Raw genomic sequence first — 21,470 nt, 5'->3', positions numbered from 1 at the left:
GGTTAGCGGATGCGCAATACCCCGCCTGAAGTCAGAGTTTGGTGGGAGATAAAATAGTCATTTAAAGACTGATTATTCCACATCGGTGACGTTTGGGCCTCAGAGGCTTTTTCAATTACCAATGTTTTTCCACCATAGTACTTTTCATCTAAGTGTAAGGTCACTTTATCAAATACGGGTGTGAACAGGGCGTAATTCATGTCACCCGGGCTCATAGGATAGAATCCCATCATACTGTAGACCAGCCAGGCCGATAAGGCGCCGGTGTCATCATTACCTGGGATCCCACCGGGCGTGGTTAAAAAGTGCTCATCGATAAGCTGTTTTACCCGAGAGCCGGTTCTTTTTTCTTGGCCAGGTACAAAATTGTATAAAAATGGATAGGTAATATCTGGTTCATTAGCCATATCAAAGTTATTGGTCTTAAAAGTTTGATCAAGGGCATGAATAAACCCGTCTTCTCCACCGAGGAGGTCGATTAACCCCGGGGTATCAAAGGGCACGTAAAAGCGATAGTTCCAAGCATTGCCTTCAATATAGCCAGGTGCAGGCTCAAAATTACGACCTAATTCGGGGTCATAGGGAGTTAACCAGTTACCGTGACGGTCTTTGGGGCGCAGCATGCCGGTGGTGGGATCAAACAAACGCCGATAGTGTTGGGCGCGAGCCATATACCGTTTCGCATCGTCTTTTTTGCCCAGCGCCTCGGCCAAGCGGGCAAGGTTATAGTCGGCTAAATAGTACTCTAAACTGGTGGATACACTACCGTCATAGGGGCCTTCATCATCAACGGGCACATAGCCTAAATGCAGGTAGTCTTTATTTTCAGGGCGTAAGCGGTTGTTTTCTGTTTCATCGGCTGAACGCTGCATGGCTTGATAGGCCGCGTTGATATCAAAATCGGTGATGCCGCGCAAATAGGTATCGGCAATCATGGGGGTGGCTGGATCGCCCACCATGACATGGGTTTCTAGGCCGTATAACTCCCATTTAGGCAACCATCCGCTTTCTTGTGACATGGCAATGGCAGAGCGCACCATATCGGCCTGTAGCTCAGGGTAGAGCAGACTTAACAATGGATGTACATTTCGGTTTGTATCCCACAGTGAGTATACCGTATACCGGTTTTTATCACCGTTATTGCCTACCTCATACTGGCCGTTTAACGGATAGTCACCGTTAGTGTCTTGAAATATATTGGGGTGGATGAGGGTATGATACAGTGCGCTATAAAACTTAATTTTATCCTCTTTTTTACCTTCCACCTCTACTCGATCTAAATAAGTATCCCAAGCGGTTTTGGCTTGCGCTTTTATGTCATTGAATGCAAAACCATCTTGTTCCGCGGCGAGGTTTTCTCGGGCATTTTCAATGCTGACAAAAGAAATCCCCACTTTTACTTCAATGGATTCGTTTTCAGTTGTATCGAAACTAAGCCAAGCGCCCACATTGTCGCCCGCCATAGGTGCACGATAGTTCACATAAGGTTTGATGGTATCGTTATAACCTACCCATTGGGCTTCCACGTTTTTATAGGCGGGCATTTTTTTCCAAACGCCCTGTTGGGTTGCCGGTTTGCTGAACTGGGCAACAAAATACACCGGGCGTACCGCGTCGGCGTGATAGCAAAATGTACCCACGGTGCGCATACCTTCAATTTCGGTATCAGACACCACATGAACCATGCCGCCGGTTTCGTTTGTTAACCCTAAACCCAAGTTCATCAGAATATTGGCCTGTCCGGCAGGGAAGGTAAACCGGCTAATGCCTGTACGTAAGGTGCTAGAAACTTCGGCAGTGATATCGTACTTATCCAGATGAGTACGGTAATAACCGGGGGTGGCGTGTTCATTTGAATAGGCAGAGCCGTACTGACGGGGATCGGCGTTTACTTCGCCGGTGGTGGGCATAAGCAACATTACGCCGGCTTCCGGGCAACCTACACCGCTTAAGTTAAGGTGACTGAAGCCGGTAAGAAAACCGTTTTCGTAGATGTAGCCCCGGGAATTCCACGCTTCATCTTTTTGGGTTGGATTTAGCTTGTCGCCAAAGGCCACATTAAAGGGCGAGACGGATGCCATGCCGTGGGGGTATTGGGCGCCAGGGTGTGTGGCACCAAAATTAGATGTGCCAATGAATGGATCCACATAATCGCTGTTACCTGCCACTGCATCATGAAGCGAAAGGGCGCTAAGGATAAAGATTAAAATACGTGTCATGGATGATTACTCATTGTGAATACCAGCTTTCCGCCAGCCATTAGCCCTTTGTGTGACAGAATGAAACTGCCCGTGATAAAAATGGCTAAGTCTATGCTTGGTGTGATTTTACATGCATTGCATAATGCACTTTCCCTCACACTTGCCAGTTTTCGTACTAACAATTAATATGGAGTGTAATCGATTACATCTGTACTTGCCATCCTGATAACATAGTGTGATCATTAAACACCGCGCGCATGTTAGGTAAATATGGTTATGGAAACACAAGGCTAATGACAAATATAAAAAAGGTAAGTGAACTGGCAGGGGTATCTACTGCGACGGTCTCCAGAACCTTAAAAACCCCTGATCTAGTGGCCAAGCATACCCGTGAAAAAGTGATGAAAGCCGTTAAGGCAGCTGGGTATAGACCGAATTGGATGGCGACCAGTGTTAAAACTGGGAAATCTAATTCGTTGCTTGTACTGGTACCTAATCTTGTTAACCCATTTTTCATGCGCATTATTGAAGGTATAGAACAAGCGGCTCAAGAGCAGGGATATTCGGTATTGTTAGGTGACACTCAGGGCAAAATCCAGCGAGAACACGAATATGCAGGTATGGTGCTATCGAACCGGGCAGACGGGTTAATTCAACTGGATCATACCTTCCCTTTTTCTGAACAAGATACGGAGTTAGCGCAAAATGTGCCTATGGTGAGTGTTTGTGAGCGCATTGACGGAAGTCGCAAATATCCTTATGTTGAGTTAGATAACTATGCGGCGGGCAGAGCGCTGGCCCATCACCTTATTGCCTATGGCCACACTCAGTTTGGTGTGATTGCCGGACAACGTGCCAGTCAAATCTATATTGATCGGTTAGCAGGTATTCGAAGTGTCATGGCAGAAGAAGGTATTCCCCTTACTGATGAGCAGGTGGTAGGAGAAAGCTATTCTATTGAAACTGGCATTGAGGGCGTGCAACAGTTATTGAAGCAGACTAAAGTGCCCACCGCACTTTTTTGCTTAAACGATGACATTGCTATTGGTGCAGTATACGAACTGAAAAAACAAGGGTTACAAATTCCTGCCGATATTTCCGTTACAGGGTTTGATAACGTGAGGGTTTCTGCCTATTTTGATCCGCCACTAACGACCGTGGATCAACCTGCTTACGAAATGGGTAAGCGGGCGGTAGAAGTGTTAATTCGCAAAATTCGCCGCGAACCTTTACACAGGTCGCGAGAAATCATGCCTTTTCAATTGTTAGAGAGACAGAGTTCCGGTCCTGCACCTTCGACTCGCGTTTCGATGGGTGAATAATTACCCGTTACTGAATCTCTGTGCTAGAGCTAAACTGCTTGTTCATACATTGTATGTTTTACCAGTGTAACCTTTTACATTTTGTTTGCGTACTGCCTTATTGTAACAAGTTAACATTGCTTTAAAAAACGCGGTTCAAGGCCACACGCAAATTCAATTCTGAAGTACAACACTTGGATGAAACTATAACGAGACTGAGGGAACGTTGGGATTTTTCATCACCCTACATGGCTTTCGTCTGACTATACGAATCGCCCGATGGAAAACATCGAGCGCGAGAACTGAACGAAGTAACAATGTGTAGCGGGGCTATTTGGACGCCACTATCTAAAGAAATGCCATATAATGCTGTGCTCAGAGCCCATGCTCCACAACACCACCACGGCTATCATCAAGGCTTCCAGTACCAACACCCCAAGGCATAAAGTGGATGTGGATAAAATAAAGCCCTCTTTACGGCTGATACCTAAAAAGGTGGGGGTGCCAGCATAGAGCAGGTATGCGGTGTAACACAAACCCACAACGCCGGCAAACACGCACAGCCAGAAAACAGGGTATAGGGCGACCACGCCGCTGAGTAGCAAGGGGGTTGCTGTATAGCCTGCAAACACAATACACTCGGCGCGAGAAGGGCGCTGGGGATATTTTCTCGCCATCCAATGTATAATATTCCCCACTGCGGCCACAGCACAAAGAATAAGTAGGTAGAAAATCACGCCTAGACCAATGCCAGTGGCTACAGAAACTTGAAAAGCGTCCTCGCCACCAAATGTCCAGCCGAAACGGGTGGTACCAATAAAGGCACTGAACACGGGGATCAAGGCATACCACAGCACATGATGTGTGTATAAATGACTAACGGTTTCGTGTTCTTTGTTAATGTGCTGCCATTCTTTGTCGGGATGGTGCATCAAGCCCCATATGTGATTGCTCATACTCAACACTCCTGCTGGCGAAATTATGTACATATTCATTATTAACATAAAATTCACAATAATCCACAAAAATTAACAGCCGGTTATATTTGAGCAATAAAAAAGGCCAGCATAACGCTGACCTTTTGTGTGAACTCACTAGCAGAATTAGTCTTCAACGAACCCCTTATTCACACGGATGGTGAGGGGGTGGTAACCCGGTTTGGCTTCTTCAAACGCTTTTTTGGCAAAGGCTTTGCCTTCCGGGGTTTGAGCCAGTGCCTTATAAAGGGGCTTAACTAACTTGTTGCGACCTATGTGCACTAAGTAATCATACAGTCTGTCGTAGGCCGGCTTGTATTCATTGTTGACTGCAATTAACAGCCAGCTATGGGCAATTTCATTATTGCTGCTTTGAGTTAGGTTAAAGGCCGAGTCTAAATCCTGTAATTGGGTATCAGACAAGGCTTTTGGCATATTATTTAAGAAATATAACCATTCATGGGTGGTCCACTGAGCAGTATTAATTTGTGCCGCATGAATATCGCCATTTAACCAAGCTTGGCGGGCGGTATCGATGATATCGAAGGCATCGGATTCCGGCACAGGGGCACCTTCAGGTAAGCCAGGTTCGAAAATCCATTGATGAATACGGGCTTTGCTTAATTTTTCGGGATATTGTTTAAGCAGGGTGTCATTTAGGTAAGCCACGAATGTATCTGTGGTGATACTTTGAAAAGCAAAATGCTCGAAATAAGCCATTAAGAAAGCATCAAAATTCGCCCGCCCCACTTTTTGTTCTAACTCCCGCAAAAATAGGGCGCCTTTTTCATAGGGAATGTCGGAGAACACATCATCGGGGTTGCGACCGCGCAGATCGATGGCCAAAATTTGGTCTTTAGGCGGCAAGGCGTTTAAGTCTGCTTGTAAGCTTTGATAACCCAATACGGCTTCCATATTATAGCGGTGTTCACCATAAACCATTTCCATAATGCGGTAGGTTAAATAGGTGGTGAAGCCTTCGTTTAACCATAGATCACGCCATGTGGCATTGGTCACGGTATTGCCTGACCAACTGTGGGCCAGTTCGTGGGCAATAAGGGATACTAGGCTTTTATCACCGGCAATCACAGTGGGGGTAATGAAGGATAACCGTGGGTTTTCCATGCCACCAAAGGGGAAGGATGGGGGCAGAATAAGCAGGTCATAACGATCCCAGCGATAGGGGCCGTAGGTGTTTTCTGTTACCTCAAGCATGCTTTCGGTGTCTTCAAATTCTGCGGCGGCAGCATCTAAGATCTCTGGCTCTGCATAGACACCGGTGCGCTTGCCCATGGCTTTAAAATCCAGGTGGCCAATGGCAAGGGCAATCAAATAAGACGGGATAGGCTGGGGCATGGTAAAGGAGTAATCGCCATCCCTTGGGGTATCAGGGTCGTTAGAGGCACTCATTACAGCCAGCAAATCTTTCGGTGTACGAATACGGGCATCATAGGTGATACGCACCTGCGGTGAGTCTTGCAGGGGAATAAAGCTTCTAGCGTGAATGGCTTGTGCTTGGGTAAATAAAAACGGATGTTTTTTACCTTGGGTTTGAGCCGGTGTAAGCCATTGTACGCCTGATGCGTTGGCTGAGGTGGCATACTCAATGGTAACTTGACTGGCTTGTTTTGGGAGCGAAATAGACAAGGCGCTACCAAGGTTTTCATCGGGATCAGAAAGGGCGTAATCCACGGGTTCGCCATTTACTGTAACCTGCTTGATGGCAAGGTCGCGGGTATCGACGATGAGTGTATCGGCATCGTCTTTCACCCGTTTAAAATCCAGTGTTGCCGAACCAATAAGTTCATGTAAATCGAAATCGGCAGTTAAGGATAAATCAAGGTGGGTTACCCGCACTTCATCGGGGTTAGAAAATGAATGATAGTCTGTACCAGAGACAATGGCTGCGGTATGGGCTGTCTCGGAGGCCATATTTTCTGTCGGGGTTGGTGGTTTATTCGCTGGATCTGAACAGGCGAATAAAAGCGGTGCGCTTAACAGCACCAATGAGAGTTTATTCATTGCTTTCCTTTACTCTTCAAATTAGTCTGATGGCTGACAAGCCTGATGCATGTTCAGCGTAACATTCACCATAACAGTCTAGGGCGTTGGCGAAAAGGCAAACGCCATAAATCGAAGTGCTTCACCGATTAATCGCTATCGGGATGTACGCCGTAGTATACTTAAAGGTATCAGCCAAGATTAAATTATGAAGGGAAGATAATAATGAAGAAAGTTCTGGTCATTTTACTGTTAATTGTTGTGATCATCGCCGGAGGCGTGGTGTATCTGGCAAGTGGAGCGAACGATTTTATTCGCACACAAATAGAAACCCAAGGGACCAAGTATTTGGCCACCCCAGTGACAGTGAGCGCGGTGGATCTCTCTTTTAGCGAGGGTAAATTAACCATCACCGATATTGATGTGGAAAACCCAGATGGATTTAGTGAAGAAGATGCCTTTAGTTTAGATGGCGTCACCCTCGACTTAGCCGGTGCCACCCAAGAACCTTACCGTATTCAGGAGATCACGGTGGATGCTCCGGAAATTTTATACGAAGTGGATGCCAGTGGTCAGGGTAACTTGTTAGTACTTAAAAATAACTTGATGGAAAATTTACCTGCCAGTGAAGGTGAAAGCACACCTAGCGAATCAGACGGCGCCAACCCCAAACTCATTGTTGATGAAATTACGGTAAGCAATGCCAAGCTAACGCTGAATTTTGAAAAACTCGATACCGGTGATATTGAGCTAGACAAAAAAGTGTACGATGTAACCTTGCCGACTTTCAGCGCCGGTTCTATTGGCCAACCGGATGGGTTACCCGCCGACCAAGTGGGCGCTGCTGTGGTTAGTAAGATGCTCGATAATGTGATTGCCCAAGCAAAAGCCGAAGCGAAAAGAGTATTGGCAGAAAAAGCCAAAGAAAAAGTACAAGAGAAAATTGACGAAGAAAAAGAAAAGCTGATGGAAAAGGGCAAAGATAAATTAAAAGATATTTTTAATTAATATCGGTTCTACCATGGTTAAAAAGCCTTGTTGTGTTGCAACAAGGCTTTTTTTGTACAGGATAAAAAGCGAAGTTTCGTTATTAACTGCAAACCTAAACGTCACCTTTCGTTTTAATTAAGTTGGTTCTTCTATCCCTTAATTTCAGTCTGTAATTTGCGACACCTGTCTGAGGGGGCGCCATGGCGCCAGTACCAGTAACCTAGCAGTACCCTCTAATCCTTTAAGTGGCATTACAAAAGCGTGGTTTGGCTTACGCGAATTTTTACTTTGAAATTAAGTAACTTACAGAGGTCGGTAAGATCAATGCAATCGATTATCTTCAGTTACCATTGCTTAGTGGCGGGCATTTACTGGCAAATTGGGTGTTTTTAGTCGGGACTTGTATTTAATGGCATGTTCATTGCTGTTCACTTTATTAGTCCTATACGCTAGGTAGCAGTTAACCACCTTTGAGAGGCCATTATGGGTTTCTTATAATTGGTGATTTTTAAAACACAAAAGGCTAGCTTAATAGGGTAATTAGGCTAGACTGCAAACTAATAAGTTTCAATAGAATGGCGTGGTTGCATCATGATATTGCATGAGTCAGCAAACACGACGTTTTAGCGGATTTACCTATTTACATTCCACATTTAAAGACAAAAGGAACTTCACAATGAAAACTAAAACAATCGCGCTAGCATTATTATTGTCTACTTTAGGGGTTACAGCCTGTACAGATTCAGACAAAGAGCCAAAAGGTGACGTCAAAGAAGAAATGATGTCGGAAATGGACGATAAAGGCGAAGCCATGAGCGATTCTATGGAAAGTGCCAAAGAGATGGCATCTGACACATGGGATGAAGCAAAAGATACCGCATCTGATGCCTACGAAGGCGGAAAAGAAATGGCTACTGAGGCTTATGAAAGTGGTAAAGATAAAGCCTCTGACATGATGGACGATGGCGCCGAAAAAGGTGACGAATTAAAAGATGCAGCGTCAGATAAGATGTATGAAGCTTGCGTAAAAATGAAAGAAAAAATGGGCGGTGATGTTAGCGAGTGCGAAAAAGACAACTAAGTTTTAATCGTAACTGTTAATCTGCCCCAACGGTTCATGTTGCATCCTCATTCGGTGCCATGAGCCGTTTTTGTATCTCCCGCGTTTGTACTTCCTAATATTAACACTGCAAATATACCGTCTTCATACAGAGTGAAAGTTACTTAACTGGCAATACTAGCCTGAAAGTAATGGTATTATTTTCCACTGCGGCTTCTAGATTAGCATTAATGGCCAAGCTGAGTGTTTTCGCAATAGATAAGCCAAGACCAAAATTATCGCGGGAGGAGCGGGCGGCGTCTTTTTGCCAAAAGGGAGCGAAGAGTTGATGAAGATCGCTGCTGTCTAATGGATTGCAAAGCGGGTTAGTGACAGAGAAAACAAGTGATTTCTTTAGGCTATAGGTGGTAATAATAACCTTTGAATCATAAGGACTGTATTGTTTCGCGTTGTTCACAAGATTACTAATAATCGATTCGAGCGCAAACAAGTTACTTACAATCGCCGGTAGATCCTTTGCTAAATGAAACTCTATGGAAGATACATCACTGTGTTCCAGTATCCTCATAATGACTTGGTTTAGGTCGCAAGCATCCTTTTTAGGGAGCTCTCCGTCGTGATATTTGTGTAGAATCAATAGGTTTTCGACGATTTTCTTTAGTCGTAAACTTATCTGCAAAACCTCGGGTTTGAAGTTTGCGGCAAGTTCTTTTTCGGCGGGAAAACGTATTGATACTTCAGTTAGGTTAATCAGTTCGGCAATAGGTGTCTTAATTTCATGCGAAATATCAGAGGTTAAGCGTTTCTCTCGGAGGTAGAGTTGGCGATTCTCTTCTATAAACAAATTTAAACTATCTACGATAGGAGATAATTCTTTTATGGGTTCATCAATGCTAATACGGGCATTTTTGTCCACAATACTAAGTTGACCAATATCTTCATTTAATTTGCTTAGAGGTGCCAGAGCGGTATCGATGGCTTTTCTGACAAATAAACGAATGAATATGATCACGCTGATAGTCGTGATAATAAAAATGATGTCTATTAGCCAAAGTATAAAGTTAACTTCTTCTGATGAGGCTGCATAGGCTAAGGTGAGTCCATCGTCCTTTCCTTTTTTGTATTCTTTGTCCGCCGCTAGTTGTCGGTTTAGGGCCACTTCTGGCATAAATCGAATGTATATAATTCTACCGTCGCGGCCATCAGGCAATGGGTTTTCTTGTATTTGCGATGTACCTATATCTAGTTTTTTAAAAGGGAGATTTTTTTGGGGAAACAAATCGAGGCTTTTTGAACGGGCAACAATCTTGTCTTTATTCCATACCTGAAAATATTCAGGTTCGATATGACTATTGAACTCGGTCATGTATTGACTTGAAAAATCGAAAAAAATCCCTTCACTATCCTCTTGAATTAGCGTCATCAGCATGTTTGCTTTAGCTTGAATGCTCCGGTCGAATTCGTCATCTATCCAATTATCAACGGCGATGTCTATCGCTAACAAAATGCAAAATACTAATCCTGCAATTGATAGGGAAAGCGTGATAACCAACTTATTGCGAATCGACCGCATTGTCATCCTTGTACCATATACCCAAAACCACGTTTAGTTTGAATGGGCAATTCACCACCGGCCACTCTTACTTTTTTGCGGGCGGAAGATATATGAGCTTCAATTGTGTTTTTTGATACCAAGTCATATTGCCCTGCAATATGATTACTTAATTTTTCTGCGCTAAAAACTTTATTTTGATTATTAAATAAACATTCAACAATTCTATATTCATTGGGCGTTAAGTCGATAATAGTATTTCCGATTTTTAATAATTTTAATTGTAAATTCAATGCTAAATTGTCTACATAGATTACATCACTGGTCGTTTTTAACTCGCCTCGACGCATCAGGTTTATTAATCTTGCATGCAATTCATCAAAGGAAAACGGTTTTGTAAGATAATCATCGGCGCCGGTCAAAATAGCGTTGACCCGATCTTCAGGTTCATGTTTGGCGGATAAAATTAGTATTCTGGTACTAAGTTGCTTCGTTCTTAATGTTTGAACCAAGGTGATACCATCGACACTGGGCAACATGATATCAAGTATTATGAGTTCATACTCCCCCGTCACTGCCATGGTTAATCCCTGAGCACCGTCTCCTGTCTCATCAACGGCAAAACCAAGATTTTTTAAACCTAACCTTAGACTACGTCGCAACGAAATAGAATCTTCAATAATCAATAACTTCATGTGTAATTCATTAACTTAGCATGCTGATTAGTCATTAGTTTACGCTCTTTAGCTTAAGGTTGACTTAAGGGGAGTGCATTTTCACAACATTCAGCTTTTGGTCAGCCTTTCTTAAGTTTTGGTGTCTAGCATTTGCGCACTTTTTGTGTCCGAGTACAGCTATGACAGTAAGACTTATTATCCTAAAACCCGCCTATTCCTTATTAAATAAAATTAGCGATAGGGAATAAGTATGAAGCTTTATTTTTCCCGATTACTTACTAATTTATGGAAGTTAAGCTATTGCCAATATGTTTGCTTGGCTGCCACGTATTTAGTTATTGCATTTAATGGGTTGTTTTTATCAAAATCTTTTCAAGCGGTAACTTTTTCAGATCAGGTTAACTGGTTGTTTATTATTAGTATTCCATGTCTTCTTTTTTGTTTGTTCGTGATTTTTTTAAGCTGTATATCACTAATTACTTTTGTGAAGCCAGTCATTATTGTCAGTGTTCTGATTTCTTCAGTCTTGTTTTATTCGACTTTTAACTATGGCGTGATTTATGACAAAAGTATGCTCCAAAATATTATCGAAACGAACTCCGGCGAAGCCTTATCCTATTTAAATGTTCATGTTGTTGTATTTTTTATTTTTACAGGTGTAATGCCTGCCTACTTATTTTTTAAAATTGAAGTGGTTGGACACTTTCGTCGTCGCCTAAAAAGCTTTATTTTATTGAATTCTATTGCTTGTCTGTGTTGTATTCTTATTGCCGTGCCGTTTTACAAAGATTATGCAGCCGTGGGGCGAAATAATCAGCAACTTACTAGTTATATCACGCCCTTCGCCTTTTACAGTGCGGCTTATAAGTATTTGCGCGACAGTTATTTTTATCCCCCCCTAGCCTTTACAGTACTCGATAAAACTCCCGTTCTTATAGATAGTGACATCTCATCATTGACCGTCATGGTGGTAGGCGAGACAGCGCGGGCGGCCAATTTTTCATCACAAGGATATTCCAGAGATACCAATAACTTTACCACTAGATTGGGCATGATTTACTTTAAAGATGTCTCTTCATGCGGCACTGCAACGGCAATTTCAGTGCCTTGTATGTTTTCTCGTTTGGGGAGAAAGGACTATGATGCTCGTTTGGCCCAAAGCCAAGACAATGCTCTCGATATTATTCAACGCAGCGGAGTCGAGGTCACGTGGATAGATAACAATAGCAGCTGTAAAGGTGTGTGCGCCCGTGTTAACGCGTTGACAATTAATCCTCGCCAGGATAACCCACTATGTGACGGACACTATTGTTACGATGAAATACTGGTGAAAGAATTGGCACGTACAATTGCAAGTAGCCAGGCAAAACATCAGTTGGTTATTTTGCATATGATAGGTTCTCACGGTCCAACCTATTTTCGTCGTTACCCTAACGATAAGAAGCTTTTTATTCCGGATTGCCCACGCAGTGATATTCAAAATTGCAGCAATCAAGCACTTATCAATACCTATGATAATACCATTGTTTACACGGATTGGGTGCTAAGCGAGCTAGTATCAGTGCTAAAAAATAGCGATATATCAGACAAGTCCCTTCTATATGTATCGGATCATGGCGAATCCTTGGGCGAGAAAGGACTATATCTGCACGGATTCCCTTATGCCTTGGCGCCAAAGGAGCAAACCCACGTTCCTATGTTATTTTGGAGCAATAAGTTAGACAAACCCTTGTTTAACCGTTGTGTTCGACACGAGCAGATAAAGCCGCTTTCCCACGACAATATTTTTGACACGCTCTTAGGCCTTACACATGTAAGCAGCTCGGAGTATCGGCCTACTACCGATATTTTCAATTCTTGTACTTCCCTCTGACCGTGATAAGAGAGCTAACCATGCAATTTGATAGCACCAATAAGGCTAGAGGTACTAAGCGTCTATTTCTTGCCTATAAAAACTCAGGTCGAGCTTTATATTGGCTCGCTAAAAATGAAGCTGCCTTTAAACAAGAAGTCGTATTGTTGCTATTTTCTTTAATCGTGGTTTGTATATGGGATATTGGTATCTACGAAAAATTAATACTGGTTTGGTCCGTTGTGTTTATTTTGTTCACTGAGATCATTAATACCGCCATCGAAGCTGTGGTAGACCGGATAAGTTTAGATATTCATCCATTATCGGGTTTGGCGAAAGATTTAGGCTCTGCGGCTGTACTCTTGGCGATTGCATTATGTGCAATAGTTTGGATAACAGTAATAATTCATCATCTGCTACTAGTATGAAATAGAAATAAACAAAAAATTTGATACCTGACATTCAGAGCATATTTCGGATGATAAAGAGCGATTGCTCAGCCATCATACAAATGCTTACATTCTGCTGACATCCACACAGTTGATGGTAAATCATTGTAAATCAAGCAATTTATGTGCCGAATTGGCGTGTTTTGGTGATTTATTTGTATCATTTCTGTTAACTTACAAATCTTGACGAAATTATTCCAGCCTTATAAATTTCGTATTTATATGATTTTAAAGGTTATTATTCTTGGATCAAGGTTTTAGCTATACCCCTGAATAAACTTGTTTCTTCCTACGATGCTGTAGATTTTTTACTCTTTTTGAAGCAAGAAGATAGTTCATCAACGAGATGTTTATCATTGGATCGCATTAATTTGGTGCTTTACTTGCGATTACTGGGAACACCCATTTGGGATCAACTCTCCGAGAAGGCTGTTATTTCACAGCAATCTTAATGCTTCACAGAAGAATAAATGAGTTAAGGCAATAAAGGAGTAAAGATGAAACTCAACAAAATAAATGCTGCGGTACTCGCCGGGCTAACAAGTTATACACTCTCTATACCTGTAATGGGTGTTGCAAACGCACAAGAAACAGAAGCGCAAGACAATGTCGAGAAAATAGCCGTTGTTGGTGCTCGTGGAGCGCCTCGCTCTGTCACAAGTTCACCGGTACCGGTGGACGTGATTAGCGAAGATGAAATCAACTCTGTGTCGTTTTCTGATATGAATGACGTGATGATGACATTGGTACCCTCGTACTCTGTCAGTCGTCAACCTATTTCTGATGGTGCTTCGTTCATTCGTCCGGCTAGTTTGCGTGGCCTACCAACAGATAAAACCTTAGTCTTGGTTAATGGTAAACGACGCCATCGTTCAGCACTTGTTGCTACCAGTGGTTCAGGTACACAAGGCCCCGATTTGGCTACCATTCCCACCGCTGCAATTAAAGGGCTAGAGGTGCTACGTGATGGTGCAGCTGCTCAGTATGGTTCTGATGCCATTGCCGGTGTAATTAACTTCAACCTAAAAGACAATGATGAAGGCGGATCTTTTAGTGCTGAGCTAGGCCAATATTTCGAAGGCGACGGAGGCTCTATTACCATCAGTGGTAACAAAGGTTTCTCGCTAGGCGATAATGGCTTTCTAAGTATTTCAGCTGAGTATGTGAATCAGGAACGTACGGACCGCGCTGAACAGTATTGTGAAAGCTGGTTCTGTGTACCGGATCAATCTGAAGATTATCAAGAAGCCCAAAAAGCCATGTCGAACAAATATTTTGATTCTGACAATGCGAACCCTTGGGGCCAGCCTGAAAGCGAAGCTGCACGACTCTTTTTCAATGCCGGTTATACGGTTAATAGCAACCTAGATTTATATGCCTTCGGTAACTATTCGTGGAGCGACAGTACCACTAACTTTTTCTATCGTTACCCCGGTAACGGCACCATAGAAGACATTCGTTTAGAAGATGGTTCTATTTGGAGCCCAACGGATATCTTCCCAGGTGGCTTCACGCCGGTGTTTAGCGGTGAAGTAACTGATTATTCTATCGTGTTAGGTGGTAAAGGCATTTTAGATAGCGGTTTAGGTTATGATTTGAGCGCTCGTTATGGCTACGATGAAATCGCCTATACCCTTGAAAATACCATTAACCCTTCTTTAGGCGATGCAACACCAACCAAATTTAGCCCAGGTTCGTTGTCTAACGAAGAATTCCAAATTCAAGGTGATTTCTTCTACGATATCGATCAGTACGTATTGGCGTTTGGTTTCAGCTATATGGATGAAACGTATGACCTGATCCCGGGTGATGCTGCTTCCTACGAGGCAGGTATTTACTCTGCGTCTGATCCATGGGGGTTCTGTGATAGCTCTGGCGGTACCACAACCGCGGGTCTGGATGTTATTGCAAGTGGCTCTAGCCTAGATTGTGCTGACGAGGATGATCCGGTTTATCAAATCATGGGTGTCGGTTCTAACGGTTTCCCTGGCTACGATCCTGAATATTCAGGGGATTATAGCCGTGATTCATATGCCGTATACGGTGATCTCAGTGGTGACTTAACTGATAACCTCTTTGGACAGGCATCGATTCGCTTCGAAGATTACTCTGACTTTGGTTCTGAGTTGGTTTATAAGTTAGCCGCGATGTACCAAATTACTGATGAGTTTGGTGTACGGGGTTCATTCGGTACCGGTTTCCGAGCGCCGACTCCAGGCCAACAAGGTACGACAAACGTGTCTACCACCTTACCTGACGGGTTTCCTGTAGCGCAGGGCTTGTTCCCCGCATCAAGTGAAGTGGCACAAGCGTTGGGCGCTGAAGATTTAAAAGCTGAGAAGTCTACCAATAGTACGTTAGGTATAACCTACACATCAGGTAATTTCTCTGCCACCCTCGATTACTACAACATTAAAATTGAAGATCGCTTGTATTCCATCTCTGAGTTGGATATTTCTTCTGATGAAGATGGTGATGAAGAGGCGTACGATAATTACCTGAAACTGTTAGCAGCTACGGATCAAACCACTGCAGACTCAATTGGTGCGGTTATCTACTTCCAAAACGCCTTCGATACCGTGACTGAAGGGGTGGATTTTGTAACTGCTTACAATTTGAAATCTGAGTATGGTAATACTCGCTTCACTTTAAGTTTGAACTACAACACCACCGAGTTCGATTCGGATCCTAGTGATTACTTAAATGCAGAAGCAATGTATGACTTTGAACATTCTACACCGAAAACACGTGGCGTATTCTCTGTTGTGCATTCTCTAGATGACTATCAATTGACGGCTCGCGTTCGGTATTTCGGCGAGTACGAAAATATTGACTCTGTAGAAACGGCTACTGATGGTTCTATTATCTGGGAAGAAACGGGTACGCAAACCTTCGGTCAGGAGTTTATGTTTGACTTGGAAGGCACGTATCACATCTCAAGCGATTTATCGCTAGTGGTGGGCGTACGTAACTTATTCGACAACTACCCTGATGAAGTAAATGACGCTACCTCTGGCGACGCCTGTTGTGGTCGTGTATATAGCTCTGGCTCAGTGGTCGATTGGCAAGGTGGTTATTACTACACCAAGTTTGTCGCTCGATTCTAAGCAAGTGTAAGCGCGTTAAATCTTAAAAAAAGGCAGTAAGCTCACGCTCACTGCCTTTTTTATTATTTGCTACTGAGTCTTTTTTACGCCATGTATGCAAAAGCCTATTATCAATGCAAAGGGTAATTAACAGATTTAATAAGAATTTTTTTGCTCTATGTCGTTTTTAAATCTAACTTAATACGGTGTGCTATAAAAATTACATGGGCACAACAGCTAGTCGTTATCTCTTCTCTTATCCCGTCAAGGAAGCCCTATGTTTAATAAACATCTTATAAAAGAAAATGCTGAATTACGTGAACAAGTACACTTGTTGCGGCAAGTGAGGGAGGGCCTTCGAGAAGAAATGATTTTCATACACCTAGATGGTCAAGCCAACATTCAAGATGTGAATGATTTATTTGAAAGGGTGCTGGGGTATGGGCGGTCAGAGGTCATTGGACGGCAGTTTTTTGAATTCATTCCAAAGATAGCTAAGGGCACGGAACATTATAAAAAACTAAAGCAGTGTATTGAAAACAAAGATCACTATTTTGGTGCCATCGAGTTTTTGCGCCGGGGTGGCGAAGAGGCTTGGCTTCGGGGTGTTATCCAGCCCGTTTTTGATGTGAATGGAAACATATTTAAATATTCAGTGAATTTAAACGATCTCACTCGCACTATTTCGAAATCCAAGGAACACGAAGACTTGGTGGCGGCACTGCATAAATCGAATGCGGTAATCGAATTTGATTTACACGGTCACATCCAAAATGCCAATGAGGCGTTTCTAAGTACGGTAAAATACAGCTTAGAGCAAATAAAGGGTAAACATCACCGTATATTTTGTGACCCGGAATATGCAAATTCCCGCGAATATGCCACGTTTTGGGAGCAACTATCCCATGGTAAGTTCGTTGAGGGACGCTTTGAGCGTATTGACGCCCATGGTAATACCGTATGGTTAGGTGCTACCTATAATCCCATCTGTGATTCCCATGGCCGCATGTACAAGGTGGTAAAGCTGGCCACCGATATCACCGAGCAGGTGCAGCAAGAGAATGCGGTCAATAATGCCGCTGAAATCGCTTATCGTTCATCGAACAGCACGGATAAAATCGCTACCCGAGGGAAGGGAGTGATCAGTGAATTACTGGCTGAAATGTCATCGTTGTCGCAACAAATGGATAAAGCGAAAGACGGTATCAGGGCCCTCGATGATCAATCTCAGCAGATAGCAACGATTATCGGCAGTATCAGCGCCATTGCAGAGCAAACCAATTTACTTGCACTGAATGCCGCCATTGAGGCCGCGAGGGCGGGAGATCAAGGTCGGGGGTTTGCGGTAGTTGCAGACGAGGTGCGTCAATTAGCATCTCGTACCACAGAAGCAACAGAAGAGATTGTGAATGTTGTTAAGCACAATCAATCGTTAGCGTCAGAGGCCGTGGAGTTGGTGAATGTGGGTGACGAAAAAGCACGAAGTGGTTTAAATTACGCCCAAGAAACCGGTGATGTTATTGACCAAATTCAAGACGGTGCAAAAGAGGTGGTGAATGCGGTAGAGCAGTTTACCAGTCGGTTAAATTTAACCGACGAATAATAAGTGAGCAGAGCACTACCCACTTTATTGTTAAAGGCGGGTTTGTAAGAAAGCGCGCATGGTGTCATTAATCGGTGCTTTTTCGCCGGTTTTAAAGTTAAACATGACGATTCGCGCCTGACCTTCACAGACCACCCCTTGATGGGCTTCAGAAAACACCGTGTATTGACTGACAAAACTGCTGTTGCCAATTTCACTGACGCCAACACCAATATATAAACGGTCTGGGTAAGTCACGGGGCGTTTATAGCGAGCATAGTTATCTGCTAATACTGGGCCAATCTTGTTACTTTCCAAGGCATCAAAGAGCCCTGAATGACGAAACAGTTCTATGCGCGCAATTTCAAAATACTTGAAATACACAATATTGTTTACGTGTTGCAAGGCATCCATGTCGCTCCATGCCACGTTAATTAAGTGGGCATCGGGAAACTGGGTTAAAAAGGTTTTTTGAGCATCGCTCATACTTCATCCCTATTGAAAAAACTATCTGGTTTGACCACATTAACAAAGAATGCCTTTTAGGTTAACAAAAACATCCAATTTCAATAGCAAGCCATAGAAAGTGAGCTCCCTCATTTACCCGGTGATTTAGGCCCTTCTACACCTAACAATGCTTCTGCGAGTTTTATAAAATCATCATCAAGAGGGGGAGGGGAAACGTCCACGTGCTTGCTTAAGGCTTTGACGATGGTTTCTATAACGCTTATACGGGCGAACCATTTGTGTTCTGCGGCGATAAGATGCCAAGGCGCGTGTTTAGTATCGGTATAGTCGAACATATCTTCCGTAGCGGCTTCATAATCTTGCCATCGAGCTCGGTTTCTAATGTCTTCTTCGGTGAGTTTCCAGCGCTTGTAGGGGTTGTGCAGCCGTTCTTGGAATCGTGCCAGTTGTTCCTCAGGTGATATATGCATAAATAGCTTGATAATACGAACGCCATCATCAGTAAGCATACGTTCAAATTCATTGATTTCTTGATAGGCTCGTCGCCATGCACGCTCTTCGGTAAGGCTTTCTACTCTCTCGACTAAAACACGGCCATACCAAGATCGATCGAAAATAGCGATCCTACCGGGTTTAGGTAAACGGGTTTGAAATCGATAAAGATAGTGCCGGCCTTGCTCTTCGGCGGTTGGCGAGGCGATGGGATGGACGGCGAAGCCTCTGGGGTCAAGTTGTTCGGTTAATCGTCGAATCGCGCCGCCTTTTCCCGAAGCGTCCCAGCCTTCAAATACAACAATGGCACGTTTGTGCTGATGAAAGTAAGCCTGTTGCACGTGCAGCAGTTTTTTTTGCCATCTTTTTAGACTCGACTTGTACTTTTGTTTGTCCTTTATTTGCAAGGGGGTACCGAGTTTGTCAAACCGGATCTTACGTTGTTTCAATACAATATCTGATACGTATTGGGTCATGGGCGGCTCCGAATGGTCGAAGATGTTTAAGGTAGTCGAATGAAAATCGACTGCGTAGGATATCGAACGGTATAGATCTGTACCGAAATGTATACCCAACTGTCCTATTGTAGCCAAGCATTGCTGCGTAGACTTACCCTATCAGATAACAACTCACCATTAACAGCGCAAAAGCGAAATTCAGGCTGTTGATACTGTGGCATAAGATAGGTAACAGAAAATGAATTTAGTAAAAGTATTAGCCGGGCTAGCGGTAGTGCTGAGCGCGAATGTGAGTGCAAACTTGATTGTTAATGGCAGTTTTGAAGACAATAGTGTGGCCTCAGGATCATGGGCAAAATATAAAGCCAGTGATGTGAATGGCTGGGATGGCCAAAACTTTGAAATTTGGGATACCTTTGGCGGCACCACGGCCTATGAGGGCGATCAGTTGTTAGAGTTAAATGCTTGGGGCGCGCGAAATGGTGACAATAACTCTTATGTGGTTAGCCAATCTTTTAGTACGGACATTAACGAGTTATACGCTGTAGAGTTTGCTTATAAAGCTCGTACTAATAATGATGAGTCGTTCCTGTTTGAAATTAACGACGAGTTAGGTAATACCCTTTACTCTGAAGTGCTGGATGATCATACCAAAAGCGACTGGCTTGTTTTTGATACCACGTTTTTAGCGTCAAGCGCGTTGGCTTCAATTAACTTTACTTCCATCAATAGTGGTACGGTAGGTAACTTAATCGACGCGATTAACGTTACTCGCGTGCCTGAGCCTGCTACTTTCGCCCCCTTTGCTGCAGCCTTGCTGTTAGTGGGCGCCCGTCGTATGAAAAAAGCACGATAATTACCTTATTGCGAAAAAAGGGCCTGTAAGGCCCTTTTTTTATGTCTTCACAAACCTAAAGTGCTGTTGTGTCTACCCGTTATTCATTTGCCCAAAAGCCGTTGCAAATTTATCTTGCTGCGCTAGCATGTTGGTTAAATTGTAAACAGGGAAGGCTATCATGGATCCTCAAGCCAGCGATATTGGACAAGTACTGTCGTCATTTAATATTCCTGACGAACTTAAAAACAAAGCGTATTCAGATGTGTATTTTGAGCAGGATGGTAACAAAATTTACTTCGTCGATTTAGTGATGGAAGGGGGAGGAATGTTGGGCCTAGGCCTGGTGGGCTATACCTACGTACTTGAACAATGCAACATTCGATTTCGTAAAGTGGCAGGGGCTTCAGCGGGGGCCATTAACGCTATTGGTATCAGTGCCGCGGGAACGCCAGATCAACAAAAAACACCCGCTATCGCTCGTATGCTCGACGAGGTGGCTTTTTTTAGTTTTGTTGATGGTCCTAGCAACATTAGAACCTTAATTCAGAATTTTAATAAATCAGGCCTAGGCCACAAGGTGTTCCGTTTTACCATTGGCGCTGCAAGCGCCGTCGTTAGGCTATTTAAAAAACGCGGGCTTAATCCTGGGGATGCGTTTTATCAATGGATGGAAAACAAAATTCTCAAACCCTTTAACGCGGTCACCGTGGCACAATTGGAGCAAAAGTGGGTGCTGCCTGAGGACATTGAGTTGGTATATCCCGACCGTTTTGCTTTCACTAAAGGTCAGGAGTTCAGCGATCTTGCGGTGAAGGCGAGTTGTATGTCTATCGGTGTTGAAGTGACCTTCCCTAAACACAAAAATTTATTTTATCGGGCAGACGCTGCGGTGCCGGTGACAGATTTTGCGCGCGCCAGCATGTCTGTGCCTATTTTCTTCGATCCGTTCATTTTAAAGGATATTCCTTCTTATCAGACCATTATGGGACAGCTACAAACCGAGTTTTCTCACACTTTGATGGATCCTGCGGTGTACGGGAAAGAAGCAACTTTTGTCGATGGCGGATTGATGTCTAATTTTCCCTTTGATGAATTCCATGCGCCCGTTGGCATCATTCCGTCAATGCCCACCTTTGGCGCCAAGTTAGGGTTTGATGTAGATCGGTTTGATAATGGCTCGTTGTTAAAATATTTGACCAATATGGTGGATATTGCCAAAGGCAACAGCGACAGAGAGTATCGTCACACTCATTATGCTGATTATTCTCAGGTGGTTAAAGAAATTGATACCACCGGTATTGCTTGGTTAGATTTTGATATGTCACCTGAAGATAAAAAGAAGCTGGTAGAGAACGGTTGCAAGGCAGCGGTGGAATTTTTGCAATCTTTTGATTGGGAACAGTACAAACAATTGCGTGAACAGCAATCTAAAGTGTTATTAAGTAGTCTTACCGAAAAAGGCATCACAAGTTAATACTTGCCGCTA

The 21,470-nt window shown here is 43.4% G+C and carries 16 protein-coding genes; 9 read left to right on the top strand and 7 right to left on the bottom strand.

The features are described from left to right. Positions 1–2 precede the first annotated feature (2 nt). Complete coding sequence (locus KO501_RS08210; protein ID WP_216029173.1) at positions 3–2,219, bottom strand: GH92 family glycosyl hydrolase; 2,217 nt, start codon at positions 2,217–2,219, stop codon at positions 3–5. Between the two features lie 275 nt (positions 2,220–2,494). Between KO501_RS08210 and KO501_RS08205 the strand changes: the two genes are divergently transcribed. Then, entirely contained in the window at positions 2,495–3,523 is a 1,029-nt protein-coding gene (locus KO501_RS08205) for a LacI family DNA-binding transcriptional regulator (protein WP_216029172.1), read from the top strand. Positions 3,524–3,846: 323 nt separating this feature from the next. Here KO501_RS08205 and KO501_RS08200 read toward each other — a convergent pair whose 3' ends face one another. Together KO501_RS08200 and KO501_RS08195 are read right to left on the bottom strand one after the other, a co-directional pair. Then, positions 3,847–4,458: a Yip1 family protein gene (locus tag KO501_RS08200; RefSeq protein WP_216029171.1), complete on the bottom strand. Its 612-nt coding sequence runs from the start codon at positions 4,456–4,458 to the stop codon at positions 3,847–3,849. A 147-nt stretch (positions 4,459–4,605) separates the two neighbouring features. Next, positions 4,606–6,501, bottom strand: a complete 1,896-nt coding sequence (locus KO501_RS08195; RefSeq protein ID WP_216029170.1) for a M1 family metallopeptidase — start codon at positions 6,499–6,501, stop codon at positions 4,606–4,608. Between the two features lie 204 nt (positions 6,502–6,705). On the opposite strand from KO501_RS08195, the gene KO501_RS08190 reads away from it, so the two are divergent. Next, complete coding sequence (locus KO501_RS08190; protein ID WP_216029169.1) at positions 6,706–7,488, top strand: AsmA family protein; 783 nt, start codon at positions 6,706–6,708, stop codon at positions 7,486–7,488. Positions 7,489–8,146: 658 nt separating this feature from the next. Further along, the gene (locus tag KO501_RS08185) at positions 8,147–8,551 is read left to right on the top strand and encodes a hypothetical protein (protein ID WP_216029168.1); all 405 of its coding nucleotides are present in this window, start codon (positions 8,147–8,149) and stop codon (positions 8,549–8,551) included. Between the two features lie 139 nt (positions 8,552–8,690). Here the strand turns inward: KO501_RS08185 and KO501_RS08180 are convergent, their stop codons facing one another. Next, positions 8,691–10,103, bottom strand: a complete 1,413-nt coding sequence (locus KO501_RS08180) for an ATP-binding protein (RefSeq protein WP_216029167.1) — start codon at positions 10,101–10,103, stop codon at positions 8,691–8,693. A gap of 2 nt (positions 10,104–10,105) precedes the next feature. After that, positions 10,106–10,777, bottom strand: coding sequence for a response regulator transcription factor (locus tag KO501_RS08175; protein ID WP_216029166.1), 672 nt, complete (start codon positions 10,775–10,777; stop codon positions 10,106–10,108). Positions 10,778–11,009: 232 nt separating this feature from the next. Here KO501_RS08175 and KO501_RS08170 point away from each other — a divergent pair, with 232 nt between their 5' ends. From KO501_RS08170 to KO501_RS08155, 4 genes are all read left to right on the top strand, one after another. Then, the gene (locus KO501_RS08170; protein WP_216029165.1) at positions 11,010–12,632 is read left to right on the top strand and encodes a phosphoethanolamine--lipid A transferase; all 1,623 of its coding nucleotides are present in this window, start codon (positions 11,010–11,012) and stop codon (positions 12,630–12,632) included. Between the two features lie 20 nt (positions 12,633–12,652). After that, positions 12,653–13,039: a diacylglycerol kinase gene (locus KO501_RS08165; RefSeq protein WP_216029164.1), complete on the top strand. Its 387-nt coding sequence runs from the start codon at positions 12,653–12,655 to the stop codon at positions 13,037–13,039. Positions 13,040–13,557: 518 nt separating this feature from the next. Continuing rightward, positions 13,558–16,167: a TonB-dependent receptor gene (locus KO501_RS08160; protein WP_216029163.1), complete on the top strand. Its 2,610-nt coding sequence runs from the start codon at positions 13,558–13,560 to the stop codon at positions 16,165–16,167. A gap of 256 nt (positions 16,168–16,423) precedes the next feature. Next, a complete protein-coding gene (locus tag KO501_RS08155; RefSeq protein WP_216029162.1) occupies positions 16,424–17,749 on the top strand; it encodes a PAS domain-containing methyl-accepting chemotaxis protein in 1,326 nt (441 codons plus the stop codon). Positions 17,750–17,779: 30 nt separating this feature from the next. On the opposite strand, the gene KO501_RS08150 is transcribed toward KO501_RS08155, so the two are convergent. Together KO501_RS08150 and KO501_RS08145 are read right to left on the bottom strand one after the other, a co-directional pair. Beyond that, complete coding sequence (locus tag KO501_RS08150) at positions 17,780–18,214, bottom strand: thioesterase family protein (RefSeq protein WP_216029161.1); 435 nt, start codon at positions 18,212–18,214, stop codon at positions 17,780–17,782. Positions 18,215–18,324: 110 nt separating this feature from the next. Beyond that, entirely contained in the window at positions 18,325–19,164 is an 840-nt protein-coding gene (locus tag KO501_RS08145) for a PPK2 family polyphosphate kinase (protein WP_216029160.1), read from the bottom strand. A 220-nt stretch (positions 19,165–19,384) separates the two neighbouring features. On the opposite strand from KO501_RS08145, the gene KO501_RS08140 reads away from it, so the two are divergent. After that, entirely contained in the window at positions 19,385–20,002 is a 618-nt protein-coding gene (locus KO501_RS08140; protein WP_216029159.1) for a DUF642 domain-containing protein, read from the top strand. A 160-nt stretch (positions 20,003–20,162) separates the two neighbouring features. Next, entirely contained in the window at positions 20,163–21,458 is a 1,296-nt protein-coding gene (locus KO501_RS08135; RefSeq protein WP_216029158.1) for a patatin-like phospholipase family protein, read from the top strand. The last annotated feature ends 12 nt before the right edge of the window (positions 21,459–21,470 follow it).

The sequence above is a fragment of the Alteromonas sp. C1M14 genome, assembly GCF_018860965.1.
Lineage (GTDB): Bacteria > Pseudomonadota > Gammaproteobacteria > Enterobacterales > Alteromonadaceae > Alteromonas.
The sequence above is the reverse complement of the archived record's forward strand: the minus strand, read 5'-3'. Positions and strand labels throughout refer to the sequence as shown.